12 protein-coding genes and 1 tRNA gene are annotated in these 16224 nt (G+C 51.5%); 2 read left to right on the top strand and 11 right to left on the bottom strand.

Annotated features, from left to right (window positions below; genetic code table 11):
* Positions 1-80 precede the first annotated feature (80 nt).
* The 6 genes from ACFE33_RS12310 to ACFE33_RS12285 form a co-directional block, all read right to left on the bottom strand.
* Positions 81-665: a hypothetical protein gene (locus tag ACFE33_RS12310; protein ID WP_380053877.1), complete on the bottom strand. Its 585-nt coding sequence runs from the start codon at positions 663-665 to the stop codon at positions 81-83.
* 74 nt (positions 666-739) lie between these two features.
* Complete coding sequence (locus ACFE33_RS12305) at positions 740-949, bottom strand: hypothetical protein (RefSeq protein ID WP_380053875.1); 210 nt, start codon at positions 947-949, stop codon at positions 740-742.
* 342 nt (positions 950-1291) lie between these two features.
* Positions 1292-1813, bottom strand: coding sequence for a hypothetical protein (locus ACFE33_RS12300; RefSeq protein ID WP_380053873.1), 522 nt, complete (start codon positions 1811-1813; stop codon positions 1292-1294).
* Between the two features lie 86 nt (positions 1814-1899).
* Positions 1900-2415 (bottom strand): DUF805 domain-containing protein, encoded by a 516-nt coding sequence (locus tag ACFE33_RS12295; RefSeq protein WP_380053870.1) that lies wholly within the window; start codon positions 2413-2415, stop codon positions 1900-1902.
* A gap of 120 nt (positions 2416-2535) precedes the next feature.
* Positions 2536-3957 (bottom strand): sodium/glutamate symporter, encoded by a 1422-nt coding sequence (locus ACFE33_RS12290; RefSeq protein WP_380053867.1) that lies wholly within the window; start codon positions 3955-3957, stop codon positions 2536-2538.
* 273 nt (positions 3958-4230) lie between these two features.
* Entirely contained in the window at positions 4231-6381 is a 2151-nt protein-coding gene (locus tag ACFE33_RS12285) for an esterase-like activity of phytase family protein (protein WP_380053864.1), read from the bottom strand.
* Between the two features lie 621 nt (positions 6382-7002).
* On the opposite strand from ACFE33_RS12285, the gene ACFE33_RS12280 reads away from it, so the two are divergent.
* Positions 7003-7551, top strand: a complete 549-nt coding sequence (locus tag ACFE33_RS12280; protein WP_380053861.1) for a GFA family protein — start codon at positions 7003-7005, stop codon at positions 7549-7551.
* 246 nt (positions 7552-7797) lie between these two features.
* On the opposite strand, the gene ACFE33_RS12275 is transcribed toward ACFE33_RS12280, so the two are convergent.
* Positions 7798-8466 carry a rhomboid family intramembrane serine protease gene (locus ACFE33_RS12275; RefSeq protein WP_380053859.1) on the bottom strand — a complete coding sequence of 223 codons (669 nt, stop codon included), beginning with the start codon at positions 8464-8466 and terminating at the stop codon, positions 7798-7800.
* Entirely contained in the window at positions 8467-9483 is a 1017-nt protein-coding gene (locus tag ACFE33_RS12270; RefSeq protein ID WP_380053856.1) for an LLM class flavin-dependent oxidoreductase, read from the bottom strand.
* A 1008-nt stretch (positions 9484-10491) separates the two neighbouring features.
* Here ACFE33_RS12270 and ACFE33_RS12265 point away from each other — a divergent pair.
* Positions 10492-11618 (top strand): IS3 family transposase gene (locus ACFE33_RS12265; RefSeq protein ID WP_380052470.1). Its coding sequence is split into 2 segments (ribosomal slippage): positions 10492-10756 and positions 10756-11618, totalling 1128 coding nucleotides; the frame shifts between segments, so codons are not numbered across the junction.
* 873 nt (positions 11619-12491) lie between these two features.
* On the opposite strand, the gene ACFE33_RS12260 is transcribed toward ACFE33_RS12265, so the two are convergent.
* The 3 genes from ACFE33_RS12260 to ACFE33_RS12250 all read right to left on the bottom strand — a co-directional run bounded on the left by ACFE33_RS12260 (position 12492) and on the right by ACFE33_RS12250 (position 16175).
* Positions 12492-13856 carry a DUF1254 domain-containing protein gene (locus ACFE33_RS12260; protein ID WP_380053853.1) on the bottom strand — a complete coding sequence of 455 codons (1365 nt, stop codon included), beginning with the start codon at positions 13854-13856 and terminating at the stop codon, positions 12492-12494.
* A gap of 470 nt (positions 13857-14326) precedes the next feature.
* Positions 14327-15427, bottom strand: a complete 1101-nt coding sequence (locus ACFE33_RS12255; RefSeq protein ID WP_380053850.1) for a hypothetical protein — start codon at positions 15425-15427, stop codon at positions 14327-14329.
* A gap of 673 nt (positions 15428-16100) precedes the next feature.
* Positions 16101-16175, bottom strand: a tRNA-Gln gene (locus ACFE33_RS12250).
* Positions 16176-16224 lie beyond the last annotated feature (49 nt).

Below are 16224 nucleotides of genomic sequence, written 5' to 3'. Positions count from 1 at the left end.
CAGCCAACACATAGCTTGGCATGAGAATATGAAACCCAAATAGGTTTAAATAGTTCATCGATAGGTTAGATGACGCATAGTTAAGCGCGACCGGGGCAAAGAAAAGATAAGCAAAACAGCGCCGATTTACGCGAACTGGTGAACAGCGGAACCATCAACGGGAGCGTGTAGATCACCCAAAAGTCTAGCAACTTGGAAATGTCGAAGCTTCCGCCGCTCTTGCTGTAAAAGGTGTTGGGCACGATGTAACCGAAGTATGACCAATGGAAGATCACATATAGCGCAAAGGCAGTAACAAGGATTGCGCACACGCGATATGATCTGTTTTGCGCGAAATGCGGCTTCAGCTTTAGGTCAATTGCCAGAAAGTACATCGGAACAAGCGCAATCAACACCCAAGCTTCGGGCCGTGTGAGAATAAGCGCGACCGCAAGTATGGTCGATATTTTTGCGTTGTTTCTTTCCAAAGCGATGAACAACAGTCCCAGCAGTGAACCAAACAGAAATGTTTCGAGGCCCCCGAAGAGATGCACGATAGTCGCGGGCACACACAGAAACGCGGCAAGCAGGATTGAGGTGAGTATTTTGTTGTCAGAAAGGTGAAGCAGGACCAGCGCCAACACCGTCACGTTGAGTACGGAAAACAACTTGAAAAAGAGCACCATATCCATGCCAATTGCGGCGGGCAAAAAAAATGGACATGAATGCCATTATCGGATTGGTGTACGCCTGTGTGAGGTCAAACGAAGTCGGGTTGTAACCCCAAACCAAACTCTACGAGATTGCGCCCGTAGCGCCATGTGATGAATGCGTCGTCGACGGTAAATCTTGCATATGTATAAGCTGTGACGAGTGCTTTTGCGCCAACTATCGCAAGTAGAAAATAGCTGAACAACACGTAAGTGTTCTGTTTGGGCTTAGCCATCGCATTAGCGGATAAATCACTCACGAAAAAGGCCTCCTGACGCCTGTGATAAGTAGGCACCACAACGCGAAGGAGAGATGCCGTTTTGCTCAGAAGCGCCGTACTAGGCCCAAGCTTTAGTTAATATTTGCGGTTTTTCTTATACAGCAACTCATTGATATAGGTGGTTAAAATGTGGTGGTGAGACAAATAATTTGTGTCTGCTTCGCTAGGAGTATAACCGACTAGCAGCGACCAAGTTGTGGCAGTGCAAAAGGTAGTCGAATGTTATGTAGACCAGACGCAATCCTAAATTCGCAATCTCTAATCGTGCGATTATGGGGGACCTTCAGAAACTAGTGCAAAGTCACGTTGCTCTACGCAATTCTACTCCCAGTCAGCGACCGTGCTGCGCCAGACTTTTTCGCTTGCGTCCCAAACGCTGGACACGACACAGGGCGTCGGATTGGTTCCCTGACATTGCGAGCCGTGCACGTCTGCGAGGAGCACGCGATATGGGCCGATGTTTGCCATATCCCATCCTTGATTTAGAAGCGAGGATACTGTGTCCTCGACTAGGAAGTGAGATGTACAGCCGCCAGTGCCACAATACAGGGATGCCGCGGAAGAACATGTGAAACCTGCTTCGTCCAGAACCCAGTCGCGCTGGATATCACCGTCGAGATCAACACGATTCACGGCTCCGAATTCGAGGGAGAACTCTCCGTTCTCGAACTCCGAACATTCTTTCTGAGCGGCTTCTACTTTTTCAAGCAATGGAGATGGCAGCTCGGACAAGTCTTGCGCATGTGCCGAAGCAGCCCACGCAATTGCGGACATAGCACAGAGTGCAGCCGTCCATTTTTGTGCCACATTGCGTTTTTCGATTTCGGCTGGCTGGTTTCCCATATCCGTGCCTCCTGTGTTTTGATGTGCGACGTCGAAGCGACCGAACTGCTGGCCCCAGTAGAGTTCAGCAGTTCTAGATCAGTGAATTAAGTCGCAGGTAGACCATATTCGTTCGTACCCTCCTGAGATGGGCGACTGAGCCACCAGATCATCAGAATTGAGAGGACGAGCTGAAGTGCCCCGACGACCATCAATCCGCCGACGCCAAGAAACGCCGCTGGGCCTCTCAATGCATCAGGGTTGTCCGTTCCTTGTTCAAGAACCGAGAACACAGCAACGCCACTAAACAGCATGACCATGGTCGCGATGCTCAGTGCTGCGGGCAGGAGCAAGTACCAACCCGGCCTTCCGGTGTCATGAAGGCGACGCCACCCTGCTGCGAGCATGGGGATGAGAACGGCTAGTTGGAAAATCGGTGTGAGGACTTGAGTGCTTTGACCGGTCTCAGGATTCTGACCGAATATGGAAGCGTCGATTACTGACAAGACAACGCTAACGAGGATCACGAACAACACGAACCACCAATATTCTGATCTTACTGCTCTCCCCGAAAATACAAAGTATTTTGCAAGGCACGTCTTGATTGCTTCAACAAAACTCATGTTTGCTCACTCCCTAAAAGATTGCCGTCACGTTCTTGTAGGATGATACGCGTAGCAATTTTCTGTCAAGCTTCATGAATTTCGGCAATGGCGTCGTGCCGCTCGCCTCGCGCAGTTCAATTAGCCAGCCGAGGCCCGCGCGATACGAAAGCCCAGAAAACCCCAGAAAACCATTAAGACTGCCGTCAGTATCAGAATGGCAACTGGACCAAATTCGGCAATGAGGGGTAGGGACATTGCAGTGAAAAGCCCCCCTCCGACAAAGGGTTCAAACAAGAGTTGTTTGTACGCAAACCGTTCCAGCCCGCCAGAGCGGTTATTTGGGTCAGCCATTTGGAACAGCATAATTCCTGTGACGGTCATACCCATAGATTGGCCGAAGTTCGGTATTCCACGCTGAAACCAAGGGCCGGGTATCAACCTAGGTGCAAGCCAAAGGAAACCCAGAATGTTCCATGATACACCCGCAACAGCCAAGATTATGAAAGGCCCGAAATTGTTCGCAATAACGGACAATGAGAGTGTCCCGAGCGCGGCAATGATGATGAGATCCAGCGCGACCCCCGATGTTCGCTTGATCAATACTTGATCCACCGCATCTTTGCCCCAAATGCGCTGAACGATCATCTGCACAATGGCTCCGCCAATCATTGCCATCGGGAATAGAGGGACGTGGGCCATAAGTTCCAAGCCGTTCCTACCCCAGAGAATTCGTTCGAGAAATTGTAAGGTTTCAAGAATGACTGCCCCGAAAGCAATCGACGCGGCAACGAGGCCGAGGGTGAAGGACATCGGATCGATGGGAAGGTCGGAATGGTCCTCTGAGGAGGTATCTTGATCGTCAGATATCGCCGTTTCCAGCTCTAGTTCAGAGTGTTCTGGGATAGCATCATCCTCAATGAGCAACCCTTTGCGCCGCGCAATATTGATGAGGACGATGCCTGATAGAATTGCAGACAGCAGGCCTACCGACGCGAGCCCCAAAGCCAGATCAATGCCTTCTTCAAAGTTGAGGCTCTCGAATACTGGTGCCAAACCCGCAGCAGTGCCGTGGCCGCCTTCGAAGCCGATTTCAATGAGTGCGCCGACCATTGGGTCCATGCCGAATACTGGCGTTAGTACAAGCAAGGCTAGGGTAAGCCCAATCACATATTGGCCCCACGCAATGGTTTGGCCATAGCAAAGAACGGGTGCCGACTGGCTCCATATCTCTCGGGGATGAGGAAGTGACTTACCCAAAAAGAGGCAGGCAAAGACGATATTAATCAAAAGCGAAGGCAAACCTCGCCAAATGGACACAAGCTCCTGACCGAATAGCCCATCAGACAGAAGTGAATCTTCGCCCGCAAAATGCGTTGAAACCGCCCCGAGAACGTCCGTTCCGAGTAGGAGCACAATGAGCCCAGCGATCACTGATCCAGGAATGAACAGACGTTCAAGAACGGAAAAACGTCGCCGCGCCCACAAACCCAAAACCAAGAATAGAAAGAGTAGCGCTAGGGCGGAAAAAATCGTTTCAATTTCGTGCAGGTCGGGAGACAAATTAGCGCCTTTCGAATTAGGTGTCCGAGCCAAAGTAGCTAGGTTTAAGAATGCTCGTTGTTGCGAGACTTATCAACGCATTCGAGAGAAATAAAGGAGTCGCGGCGCTTACGCAATTTTCCCTTGAGGTTCATTCGACCCTGTCGTGAGCGTGTGACCTCTATCCTGATAAGCTAAGCGTGATCGCAACGGGCGCATAGGCGACTGTACTGCCTCAAAACGCAAATAGTGCGCAGTCTTTACCGCGCACTACAATGATAAGGCCAGATTGGCTTAAAGATTGCCAATAGACCAAAAGAAAGTCTCGCCTGAGCTGTCATCGACACCATCATTATCGGTGCTGACCCATGCGGTACCATCAGGGAAAATCGCCAGACCTTCTACTTTGTCCACAACATATCCGTTCGCAGACTTAAGATCAGGGATTAGATCGTAAACCACTTCTTTGCTCACAATCGGTAGCTCTCCACCAAGTGCTGCGGGCACCATTTGTTCGCCAGAAACTCGGTAGACCATTTTAATCGCTGCATTATCGCCGATTTGGTTGTCACGCTCGACCACATAAATATCGCCATTGTGGCCCACAATTTCTGACAACCCGACCCAGCCTGTATTTGCCGTGGCCTTCGGGTACAAAACTGCGCCCCATTCAGCCGTTTCGATATTGTAAGAGACCAGTTTTACATGATCTGCGGGGTCGTCCGCCCATTCTCGTTGAACAGCCATCCAGAGCGTGCCGTCGATCAGGGTGATGCCCTCAAACCCGAAGCGCTGCTCGACCGCGAGAAGCTCCGCAGGCAGGCTGATCTCTTGAGTTATCTCGCCATCACCGTTCACGTGGTAAATACCGTGTGGGATCATTCGGTCTGTTCGACCTTCAGAGGCGAGCCAAAAACCACCTGCGCCGTCGAGCGTGATGCCTTCGAGATCAAGTTTCTGCGCTGCTGCACCACCCCGCGTGACCGGCAAAGCATTCGTGATTTGCGCGGGCGTTACAGTCGTATCAATCGTAAAGATCGTTGGCTGGAAGCCGTAGAAGCTATCGTTTACGGCATAAACGATGCCAGCTTCGCCCGCGACCATGCCCGAAATCGCGCCCCAACCGATCAATTCATCCGCACCAGAAGAGGTAAGCTGTGGGTAGGACGCCGGTGCTTCCTGGTATTCATAGATCATTACGTGGCTGCGCACTCCGCCACCCTCAATCAGATCCGCTTCGTTTGCCGTAACAAACAGCCCGCGTGACGGAATTGCTATGGCACCTTCCGGAGCGATACCCGAGGGGAGCATTTGCGCAAGGACTGGCGCGCTTGGGTCCGTGACGTCATATACGCCCACAACAGAGGCGCGCTCGGCCAGAATGAAGGCGTAAGGAGTTCCATTGAAATTGGCGAATTCCATGCCTTCGGGCTCTGCGCCCTTAGCGTCCGAGCGTTTGTCAGGGTAATGGCCGTGCTGAATGATGGCGTGTTCAAAGCTGCTGCCTGACTCAAATACTTCTGTTCCATCTTTGTTGAAAATGGTCCAACCGCGTGCGCCGCCGTCCATATCGCCCTCATTGGCGATAGCGAAGTGATCATTGTCGATCCACTGAACACCGTCAGGCTCGCGAAGGCGGCCTTCCTGCGTTTGGTTAAACAACAGCGCGCCACGTTCGTCAGTGGCATCAATATCAGTGAGATCAACCGAACCTGCCGAAAAGTGGTTCAGTACTGCGCCTGTACGGTCCAAAATCACAACGTGATTGTTTTCCTGCATCGTTACAACGATTTCACCTGCGCCGTTTACATCCACAAACTCGGGTTCCGGATCGTCGGCGCCGATTTCGGCCAAGCCGTTAACTTCAATCTGCACCATACTGTCACATACCGGAACGCCGTTCTCGATACCGAGCGTCACAACATAGCCACCTGGCATTTGACCAAGGCCCCCTTCGCCCAAATCTTCGTCGCGTTCGTTCTCAATAGCGACGACGACAAAGCTGCCATCCGGTGCAATCGCGGTGCTGTCAGGCTGCCCGCCCAGATCGCAGGAGGCAACCTCTTCCTTGGTTGTGATGTCAAAGGCTTTCAACTTGCCCGATGGGACCGTGTAGCTTTCTGATGTGTTCACACCCGTCATGGCGATATTGCCAAGAACCGACACAGCAGTTGGCTCGCCGCCGACGTCGATATTGCCCTTTGCCGCCGGTGCTGTTGGGTCGGTGATATCGATCAACCCTATAACGCCGAGAGGACTATCGGAATAAACAAGTGTCATGCCATCACCAGACGCACCGATGATCTCGGCGGAGGATTCCGCGGTCGCGTCTTGGTTGTTAGCAAAAGTTGCAAAGCTGCTGATCCGGTTAAAGTTCATTTCAGCCGCAGAAGCGGTTGCCGTGATTGCTATGACTGATGTCATGCAGAGTAATTTAAATGGCATTATGGATTCCCCAAGGTGAACAATTTCGTGCACAACCTTGCTTTGCTTCGTGACGATGGGGTGACGCTTTTGTAACGGGCCGAAGAAAACTTCCCGCCCGTCAGGGCTGCCACTCGCGCTGAGTACTCGAGAAATTAGGGGAACCGACCCGCAAAGTGCGTTCTGATAATGTCATAGAGCGGAGGCATTGGCGGAGGAGACACTCAGATGCCGCGTGTGTAATGGGAAACGCGCTGAGCCAATAAAGAGCCGCATCCAAAGCGCTCCAGAGTTCTTGAATACGCAAGTTGTTATAGGCAAATGGGCCTACGTAACTGCGCGCAATCTGCATCATCCCCAAGCACCAACGCGACAGCTGGGTAACGTATTCCTTTAGACCCTAAGGCGCTAACCCTTCGGTTAGTGGTTTATCCAGATGGGCGGTTGCCCAGCCTGCATCTCGTAAAAACAAGGTTAGAATGTCGTCGTCGGTTATGCTTTCTTACACTATCGTTGATTAGGATAATCAAACTTAGCCTGATTAATGTTGGTAAATATAAAGCGCGGGCTAAGATCAAGTTTGTTCATTGACACCGCAATATGGAAAGATCACGCTCAGCAATCGTCAATAGGGGTTAGATTATGAAACGGACACAAACTGTAAGCTGCCGTTGTGGCGCCGTCTGCCTGACCTTGACGGGCCCCAATATCATGAGCAGCGAGTGTATGTGCGACAGTTGCCGCACCGCATCTGATATCTTCGCTTCGCTGCCCGATGGCGTTGGAACGAAGGACGACAAGGGCGCAACCCACATGATCATTCATCGCACCGACAGAGTGGCCTGTGATAAGGGGGCCGAGAACCTGAAGGCACACAAGCTTACGCCCAAAACGCCAACCAGACGAGTTGTGGCAACTTGTTGTAATACCCCGATGTTTTTGGATTTCAAGCCGGGGCACTGGCTTAGCTTCTATGCAATAAACTGGTCAAAAGGCGATCTGCCGGCGCTTGAATACCGCATTTTCTGCAATAACATGCCAGATCCGTCAATACTTCCCGATGACGTCCCAAATGGAAAACCGGTAACGTTTGGCGTGATCTGGCGGCTCGCCAGCGCGGCAGTGCGCATGGGATTTCGACGACCGAAAGTGACATTCGTAGAGGGATGGTTGGATAGCTCAGCCAAATAGAAACTGAGTAGGAGAATTCGTATAGCTGGGTCGGACATTGTTATTCAATTATCCCCGCCCACATGGGGCTATCCAGCCAAACCACATACAAAGCCTGCGCCTGATCATTGAAAACTATTTGGGGAGTTGCCCCCAATTCTGACGTGCGTTGTGATGGAATTGGTCGGCCTAACTAGTTAACCGCCTAACATAAGTCGTGAGCATACCGATCGGCATCATCTGCGCTCTCTCATGCCTACTATACAGCTACTTCGCTGATCGACTTGCGAGTGTCCAAGCGGATATCCAGCCAACGAGCCAGCCGCCTAAGTGGGCCTCCCAAGCAATGCCTCCATTTAGCGCAAAATAAAGCACCAAGTTGATTGCGATCAATCCCGCGATACCACTCATTACCGGTTGCAAGGATTGGCCGAGGGCACGTCTTTGTCGGTAATCCCTTGCTTGCCATAATCCCAGAAGGCCGAATACGGCACCTGATGCACCAATCATAGGGCCGCTGCTGGATGTTAGTAGCCAGAAGGTGGCAGCGCCAACAATGGCAGAAAGGGCTAACAGGATTATGGTTTTGCTTGCGCCATATACTGACGAAATACCTTTGCCCAATGCGAGCAGAACCACGCTGTTCATAGCAAAATGCGCAAAGTTCCCATGCAGAAATGCGTGCGTTAAAAACATCAGAACCTTCTGGCCCGTATAGAGCGGGATGATGCCGTCAGATACCAGCGGCGGCCAAAATGCGCCTAACAAGAAGACATTCATGCGCCACTCATTAGACCCGATCCAGCCTGCATCTGACAGCGTAAGGGGCAGCTCTATCAATGCCATAAGGCCGACAAGAGCCCAAAGGAATGCAGGCGCTCCAACTTCCGTTGGTCGCGCATTGAGATTGACTTGGTTGTGCTGATTATCTGGCATCTATTGCCTATTTTCTAAATTATCTTCTGTCTGCATCTGAGACAAAATGAGGGCGACAATGTCGAAGGATTGAACTCGTGTTTGGTGGTCGTGGATCATGCCGGTTACCAGCAGTTCATCTGGCTGGTACTTCTCGATGATTTCAGCAAGCTGTGACTTGACTGTGTCTGGGGAGCCAACGGCGGCGCATGACAGAGCCTGATTGACTTGTGCCAATATCGCACTCGGCACTTGAGCATTGAGATCCTTAGTTGGCAAAGGAAGCTTGCCGGGCGTGCCAGAGATCAGCCGTGCAAAGGCCAGCACTTGGGACGAGCGTAAGAACTGAGCCTTTGCATCAGTCTCGGCCGCACAAACACCGACCGTGATCATAGCGTATGGCTCAGATAGGGCTTCAGACGGTTGGAATGAACTTCGATAGACCGCGAGCGCCTGTTCGAGCATGGCTGGCGCGAAATGCGACGCGAATGCATAGGGCAGGCCCAAATGTGCGGCCAATTGCGCACCATAGAGGCTTGACCCAAGAATCCAGACAGGAACATGTGTCCCAGCGCCAGGAATTGCGCGAACGGGCGCGTTCTCGGGCATGTCACCTAAATAGGCCATCAGTTCCTGAACATCCTGCGGGAAGCCGTCTTCGGGGGCCATGTGACGTCGCAGCGCACGCGCCGTGGCATGATCCGTTCCTGGCGCACGTCCCAATCCCAAGTCAATGCGGTCTCCATAGAGAGTTGCGAGGGTTCCAAACTGTTCTGCAACAATTAATGGCGCGTGATTTGGCAACATTATCCCGCCAGCACCGATACGCATTTTCTCGGTTGCTGCGGCGACACGGCCAATGACAACTGCCGTTGCCGCACTGGCTATACCTGCCATGTTGTGATGTTCTGCCAGCCAATAACGGTGATACCCCGCGCGCTCTGCGGCTTGGGCCAAGGCAACCGTATTATTCAGGGCATCGGCAGTGGTCGCACCTTCCGGTACAGACGAAAGATCAAGTAGTGAATAGCGTTGCATGGCGGTCTCCGTTTCTTGAGAGTTAATCACCCGCGCGGCCACTTCCAAGTCTGGTTCTAACTTTCCTTAAGTGACTTGATTGTAAGAATACTGTCGGATTCATGTTTCAGGCCGACCTGAGCCCAAAGGAAAATGCAGCAAAGAACTCTAGCTAAATATTGCTGGAAAAAGCGAGTTACAGAGCACCGTTAGTTGAGGAGTCATTTCCGTTCGCCGCGCATTGCTTCAATCAACAACGCCTTCGCCGCTCTGGGGCACACAGCAAGGCTTCGAAGGGGAGGTGGGTTAGCAAAGAAAAGCAGAGAAAATTAATTCTCTTATTGATTGATAGCGCGCCCGATAGACTCTTGAGGAAATAAAAAAATGCCCCCTACGCAGGAGGTAAGGGCCGGCACGATGCTTGGGCTTTTTTCGGTGGTGGCGATTAGGCGAAACGTGCCGCTTTTTAGCATAGTGTGCAACGCAATGTGTTACACCCTGTGTCACAGATTCGGTACGCTGTGACACATGACGAGTCTCAGGTCCGGCTAAGCCATTGTTTTCTCGATGATTTCTAAGAAAATTGGCTGGGATGGTAGGAACCCCAGCGTACCGATCCTTTTCTTCGACTTACCAGACCAAAGCCACTAACCGGGGCATTCCTTGGGGCCTTTTGTGGCCTCTGGGCACCGTTGGTGGGACCGTTCAGTCGGCGGGAAGAAAGGCGAATAAGGGCTCTTGGGAGGTAACACCTGAGCAGTATGGTCATGCGCCAGTGGTGGTGAAAAAAATATTTGGTAAGAGTACCCCCGCCCAACCACCTACAAGGATGATCGGACGGGGTAAAGTTTGTGGGTATTGGAGGTGGCGCTCAGATCGGTAGCCTAATCTGATCAATTATACTTCGCTTCTGCTCGTCGCTTATGCCAGCTGAGTAGATGCTGTAGGTGATGCCACTTTCAGATCGTGCTGCTGGTCCTCCCCCTTTGAAGTGGTCCGCCCCTATAGTTAGGAATCGGAGGATTGAAAATGGGAATTAAGCGACACAAGCCAGAAGAGATTGTCACGAAGTTGCGGCAGGTTGAGGTGCTTTGCGGTCAAGGCATGCCGCGTGTTGATGCAATCCGGCAAGTGCAGATAACTGAACAGACGTTTTATCGTTGGCGCAAACAATATGGCGGAATGGGAACCGACCAACTGAGGGAACTAAAGCGGCTTCAGAAGGAGAATGATCGACTGCGGCGAGCCGTATCTGATCTGACCCTGGACAAGTTGATCCTGTCGGAAGCCGCACGGGGAAACTTCTGAGCCCCTCGCGCCGCCGCGCCTGCATCGATCACATTCGCAATGAGGTGCGGGTGTCTGAGCGGCGGATCTGTCGTGTTTTGGGGCAGAACCGATCCACCCAGAGGCGGTTGCCTGTTGACCGAAGTGACGAAGAACGGCTGGTTGCTGATATGATCGAACTGGCACGTCAGTATGGCCGGTACGGGTATCGCCGGATTGCGGCTCTGCTCAGGGATGCGGGCTGGCAGGTGAACGACAAGCGGGTTGAACGGTTGTGGCGGCGTGAGGGGCTCAAAGTACCCATGAAACAACCCAAGAAGGGGCGGCTCTGGCTAAATGATGGCTCATGTGTCCGGCTGCGGCCAGAGTATCGCAACCACGTCTGGTCGTATGACTTCGTTCATCATCGAACTGATGACGGGAAAGCGTTCCGGACCCTGAACATCTTGGACGAATACAGCCGGGAATGCCTGGCGATCCGGGTGAAGCGGAAGTTGAACTCGACAGAAGTCATCGACGCACTCACGGATCTGTTCATCTTGCGCGGCGTTCCGGCCTACATCAGGTCGGACAACGGCCCGGAGTTCATAGCTCGGGCTGTTCGAGACTGGATTGAGGCGGTTGGAGCCAAAACGGCTTACATTGAGCCTGGCTCGCCGTGGGAGAATGGGTATTGCGAAAGTTTCAATGCCCGGTTCCGCGACGAGTTGCTGAACGGGGAGAGCTTTTACACTCTACGCGAAGCACAGATTATCATCGAAAGCTGGAGGAAACACTACAATACCAAACGACCACACAGTGCTCTGGGCTACCGCCCGCCGGCTCCGGAAACCATCGTCCCGATGGAACTAAGGCCGATCATGCACTAACATTCAAACTGGACTACTTAGGTGGGGCTGATCAAATGCCCCAGTTAGTGGCTTTTGTCTGGTAAGTCGAAGAAAACGATCGGTACGCTAGGGTTCCTACCATCCCAGCCAATTCATTTTTGATCATCTGACTAAGCAGGCGGAGTTCCCACTGGGACCCAAAATGCCCCTGTTTATGCCCCAAGTATTGGGCGGCCCCTTGAGCACCCCCTCCAGGCTTAATCTCTCAGGAAAACGTCCCTAGGATAGGATGTAATTGTGGGGGAGATATCTAGTAATGAATAGGTATAAGTAATGGATAAAATAGGGGGAATAGGTAGGAAAAATCTCCTACTAAGAGGTGACCTTATTAGCCCCCCAAGTAGGTAGCCCCTTGTTATAGTTCCCTAATAATAGTGTAATTATTCCTCCTCCTTCCAACCAACACCCAAAGGACCTAACGACGATGAACGAAATAGAGGACCCGTGGCACTCTCGCCCCATCGATGTGCACCGCTGGTCCGATCATCCTGAAGTGGTCCAGTTCGTGAACCGGTGGTGAAATGCTAACGAACAGGTCTGCCCTAGCGCTCTCGCGCGGTCACAGTGAAATTTACATAGTGTCGACCAACAAAGAATTTGCCGTTTCCTAGGGCCTGCGCCTTGTCTCGCGTGGCAATGGAGAGGTTGAGTAACACCACCTCCGACAGATATCAAAGGATTCGACCCAGATCCTGATCGCCCAATAGCGTTCAAGTAACTAAGGGATTTCCGATCACAAATCCGTTCTTTGTTTTTGGGCAGTTCAGTTGCGAATGATTAGCTTGTTTGCAATGTGATTCATGGTTTGTCCGACCCACATCTCGGCAGGTCGGACGCAGCAGATGCGAGGTTTCAGTCGACAGGCGTTGCAGGTGGAACTTGGTAGGTCCCGTCGATGATGCTTTGATCAGGACCATAGTTCCGTACAACGAGCCAGAACGGGCCGCTTGGTGCGGGAAGCCAGTTGGATTCCTTGTCTGCACCCGGAGATTCTGGGCCTATGTATAGCGTTAATGAGCCGTCATCTGCGGTCTGAAGTCCCTCGCTTGCACTACCAATTGAATAGCGGTCAATCGGATTGTCCACGAGCAGCCGTGATGGCAACTGATACATTGTCGTCGACCAGAAATACTTCACTGGTGGCAACTCACCGTCATTAAACGTGATCGTGTATGCTGTCTTGCTGCCGTCAAGCAGTTCTCCGTTCGCATCTGCCTGAACCGTCAGATAAACGGAAATGTCGGAACTGTTGCCGAAAATGCCAGCGTATACACCCGTGGCCCGAGCTTGATAGTCATCGCCAACGACCTCGCGCGTATTGAAGAAGGATGCTGCATCGGTGATGTTATCACCCCATTCCTGCAATTGATTGCGTGCGGCATCGATACCGGATTGAAGCCCTTCCGCCATTTCTGCATCTAGGCTGGCGGAATCAAATGCCTCACCCCGTACAATTCCTAAATCAGCCAGGTTTTCGTAAGCGGCTGAGTCCTGTTCGTTTGGCTCGACAAATGGCAACAGGTGGGCAACGTATTCCCAGTACTTGTTGGTAAGTTCATCGCCTTCGCCCCATGGCATCCACTCTACATCGGGCTCCGCTTCCGGCGCTTCAGTACCCAGAAACGTGCTCAACGGCTCTAGTTTGTACGACGCCTGAATACCTTCGACATTCTCCATGTCATCAGCGCCACCGATCACTTGCGTTCGGGTCAGTGTCCCGAGAAACTGTGTCTCGCCCTGCATAGCGCGGGCGATTCCGTCTGGCAGGTCTCCTTCCCAATCCGGAGGGGCGAGGAGGACGGAAACACCTTCATTGCCGTCATTGACCGATCCAGGATTGTCGAGCACGAATCCCCAAAGGTCATCCCATTGGCTAGTGTAGAAACGGTCCTCTTCAATCTGGGGCATGGTGAGTACCCAGGGTTCCGTACGAAGATCTACCCAAGAATAAGAATAGGGTGTGTCGTTGTTGGGCGTTACGATATCTGTGTCCGCGGGCGAGGACATGCCAAGATGAAGCCAATTGCCGAACCCGACGCCTGAATCCGCGTCAATCGCCTGCAGGTACATGGTCCTGTACATCATCACCAACGGATAAGTGAACACATAGGCATCAACAACTTTTTGTTGCATGTCGTCTTGTGCGGCCACTGGTGAAGGCGTCAACATTGTCGTGGCCGTAATCGCCGCAGCTAAAGAGCTAATAGTCTTTTTCATTTGAAATACCTCCAATAATTATGAATTTTGGAACGTAGTCAGCACAAGTTTGGTAGGCAGAAATGGACAGATTTTGTGCTGGTATCATGATGATAGAGTATTTTTGCCCAGGTGACAAAAAAAAGGTAGTGGTGCTGAAGGTGGATAGGCATCTTGGAATAAGAATTGCGGTAAAACGGGTATGATGGCTTTCAGGTGCCGCTCAAACGGGCTCAGGAATCCAGATACCAATGTGATGCACCAAATCGAAAAGGACCAGTCAACGCTAGCTTGATTGAGGGCCTGTCACAGCCTCGGCCTTCATGAGCGGTAATAAGTCTATGTCGAGCACTATTGCTAGGAAAGGGCTGCAGCCCCACAACGATGGCTGTCGTACATCACCAATGTTGTCTCAGGGCCGTTACGGTCGAGAGAGATGTTGAACAGCGACATTATCGAAATTGACCAAACAAACATTCGGATAAGGTTCATTACTCGTCAACGTATCTAGCTCTATGCTTGTCTAGTATATTCACATACCTCTGGCACCGAACAACCTCTCGGTTCCGAATGTGTGCTGCTAGCATTCCATCCGTGATTTTCGAGTTCTCAGGTAAATCACGTAATTTAATTGAAGTAGGCAAAGCTCTACCCACAACAGCCTCTGACGCCTTTGCCATGGCCTCTCTAAGCTCTTTCACCAGCCTATAATCCACGATGTAGCTGTCATGGACCGACAGCACAGGAATGCCTTGCTCGGTGAAATGGCGGTGGATATAGGCAGTAATGTCGCTATCAATTCGCATGAGCTGAATACCCTTATCTCTGAACAGGCTATTTGAGATCTTAGGGTTTCGAGCTTTGAAAGCATCAAGGAATTTGTCTATCTCAATATCACTGGCTTGCTTGGCCCAATGAGTACTACTGAAACCGTTCCGAAACGCCTTATATGCGGATGATTTATCCTTTGCATTCAACGAAGTAAGCGCCAAACGCTTAACTATTTTTCGGACCAAGGCATCAGGAAACGCAGGAAATTTTATTGGAGAAAGGTCATGAGCGTCGCCCTCTATTTCCTCCCCCAATTCTGCGTAAAGCAAGTTGATATGAAGACCCTGAAAGTCTACTTCCACTGTTGGTTCATCATTGATGAATATCTGTGAACGCCAGTCGCTGTTAATTCTTTGCCACCACCCGCCATAGAACCGACCATTCATCTGCCAATCGCTTCGGCTAAAAATACGCCTTGTTCGGGGAGGCCCGCCATCGACCCTGACGACATAGGTGTCGAGCTCTTCCTCAGGCTGAATAGTTGGATTAGCAAGGGAAGGAATATCGATAAAAGATGAGGCAATCAGTTCGTTGTAAGCTAACAATTCTTCTCGCATCTGATTGGTCTCAGGGGTGTCCTCGTATTCAATCTGCTTGTTCTTGTCATCTTTCAGGATGATGACTTCTTCGCCCTCTGCCCGCCCGATATCCTCGCGGTCAAATGTAACTTTGGCAAACCAGCTTTGCATGACTTCCGAGGCACGTATTCTTGTGGTTCTGTTCCCCCTTGCCCCAGGAGCGGCATAGCTACCCTTTGACATGGCGATCAAGCCTGAGTCGTGTAGGGCCTGAATGATGGGCACCAGCTTCTATGACAGGTGCAGAGCGTTATAGCGCGAGTTGGTTTTCCATGCGTTTACCGACATGGACACTCCGATGCACAACGTCGGATCCTCTAGCCAATCCACATACAGGTCCAGTATCAGCACCCTGAGTTGTTTCCTGTACGCCATCTTAGGTTTCGGCCCCGGCTTCCCCACAATATCCTGTGGCAGGTACTCGTCCCACACCCGGTTCACGAACTGGACCACTTCAGGATGATCGGACCAGCGGTGCACATCGATGGGGCGAGAGTGCCACGGGTCCTCTATTTCGTTCATCGTCGTTAGGTCCTTTGGGTGTTGGTTGGAAGGAGGAGGAATAATTACACTATTATTAGGGAACTATAACAAGGGGCTACCTACTTGGGGGGCTAATAAGGTCACCTCTTAGTAGGAGATTTTTCCTACCTATTCCCCTTATTTTATCCATTACTTATACCTATTCATTACTAGATATCTCCCCCACAATTACATCCTATCCTAGGGACGTTTTCCTGAGAGATTAAGCCTGGAGGGGGTGCTCAAGGGGCCGCCCAATACTTGGGGCATAAACAGGGGCATTTTGGGTCCCAGTGGGAACTCCGCCTGCTTTGTCAGATGATCAAAAATGAATTGGCTGGGATGGTAGGATTCGAACCTACGATCTGCGCTACCAAAAAGCGTTGCCCTACCACTAGGCCACATCCCAACTCTGAGCGCGTTTTACGCTGGGATTGCGGAGTCTTCAAGCCCTGATT

This window comes from Falsihalocynthiibacter sp. SS001 (assembly GCF_042445055.1).
GTDB lineage: Bacteria > Pseudomonadota > Alphaproteobacteria > Rhodobacterales > Rhodobacteraceae > Falsihalocynthiibacter.
Note: the sequence above shows the minus strand (reverse complement) of the source record. Positions and strands in the feature narration are given on the sequence as shown.

Bases quoted from the DNA above. Each gene is read 5' to 3' on its own strand.
- ACFE33_RS12295 (WP_380053870.1), bottom strand. From the start codon at position 2,415: ATGAGTTTTGTTGAAGCAATCAAGACGTGCCTTGCAAAATACTTTGTA.
- ACFE33_RS12285 (WP_380053864.1), bottom strand. From the start codon at position 6,381: ATGCCATTTAAATTACTCTGCATGACATCAGTCATAGCAATCACGGCA.
- ACFE33_RS12275 (WP_380053859.1), bottom strand. From the start codon at position 8,466: ATGCCAGATAATCAGCACAACCAAGTCAATCTCAATGCGCGACCAACG.
- ACFE33_RS12300 (WP_380053873.1), bottom strand. From the start codon at position 1,813: ATGGGAAACCAGCCAGCCGAAATCGAAAAACGCAATGTGGCACAAAAA.
- ACFE33_RS12270 (WP_380053856.1), bottom strand. From the start codon at position 9,483: ATGCAACGCTATTCACTACTTGATCTTTCGTCTGTACCGGAAGGTGCG.
- ACFE33_RS12260 (WP_380053853.1), bottom strand. From the start codon at position 13,856: ATGAAAAAGACTATTAGCTCTTTAGCTGCGGCGATTACGGCCACGACA.
- ACFE33_RS12280 (WP_380053861.1), top strand. From the start codon at position 7,003: ATGAAACGGACACAAACTGTAAGCTGCCGTTGTGGCGCCGTCTGCCTG.
- ACFE33_RS12255 (WP_380053850.1), bottom strand. From the start codon at position 15,427: ATGTCAAAGGGTAGCTATGCCGCTCCTGGGGCAAGGGGGAACAGAACC.
- ACFE33_RS12310 (WP_380053877.1), bottom strand. From the start codon at position 665: ATGGTGCTCTTTTTCAAGTTGTTTTCCGTACTCAACGTGACGGTGTTG.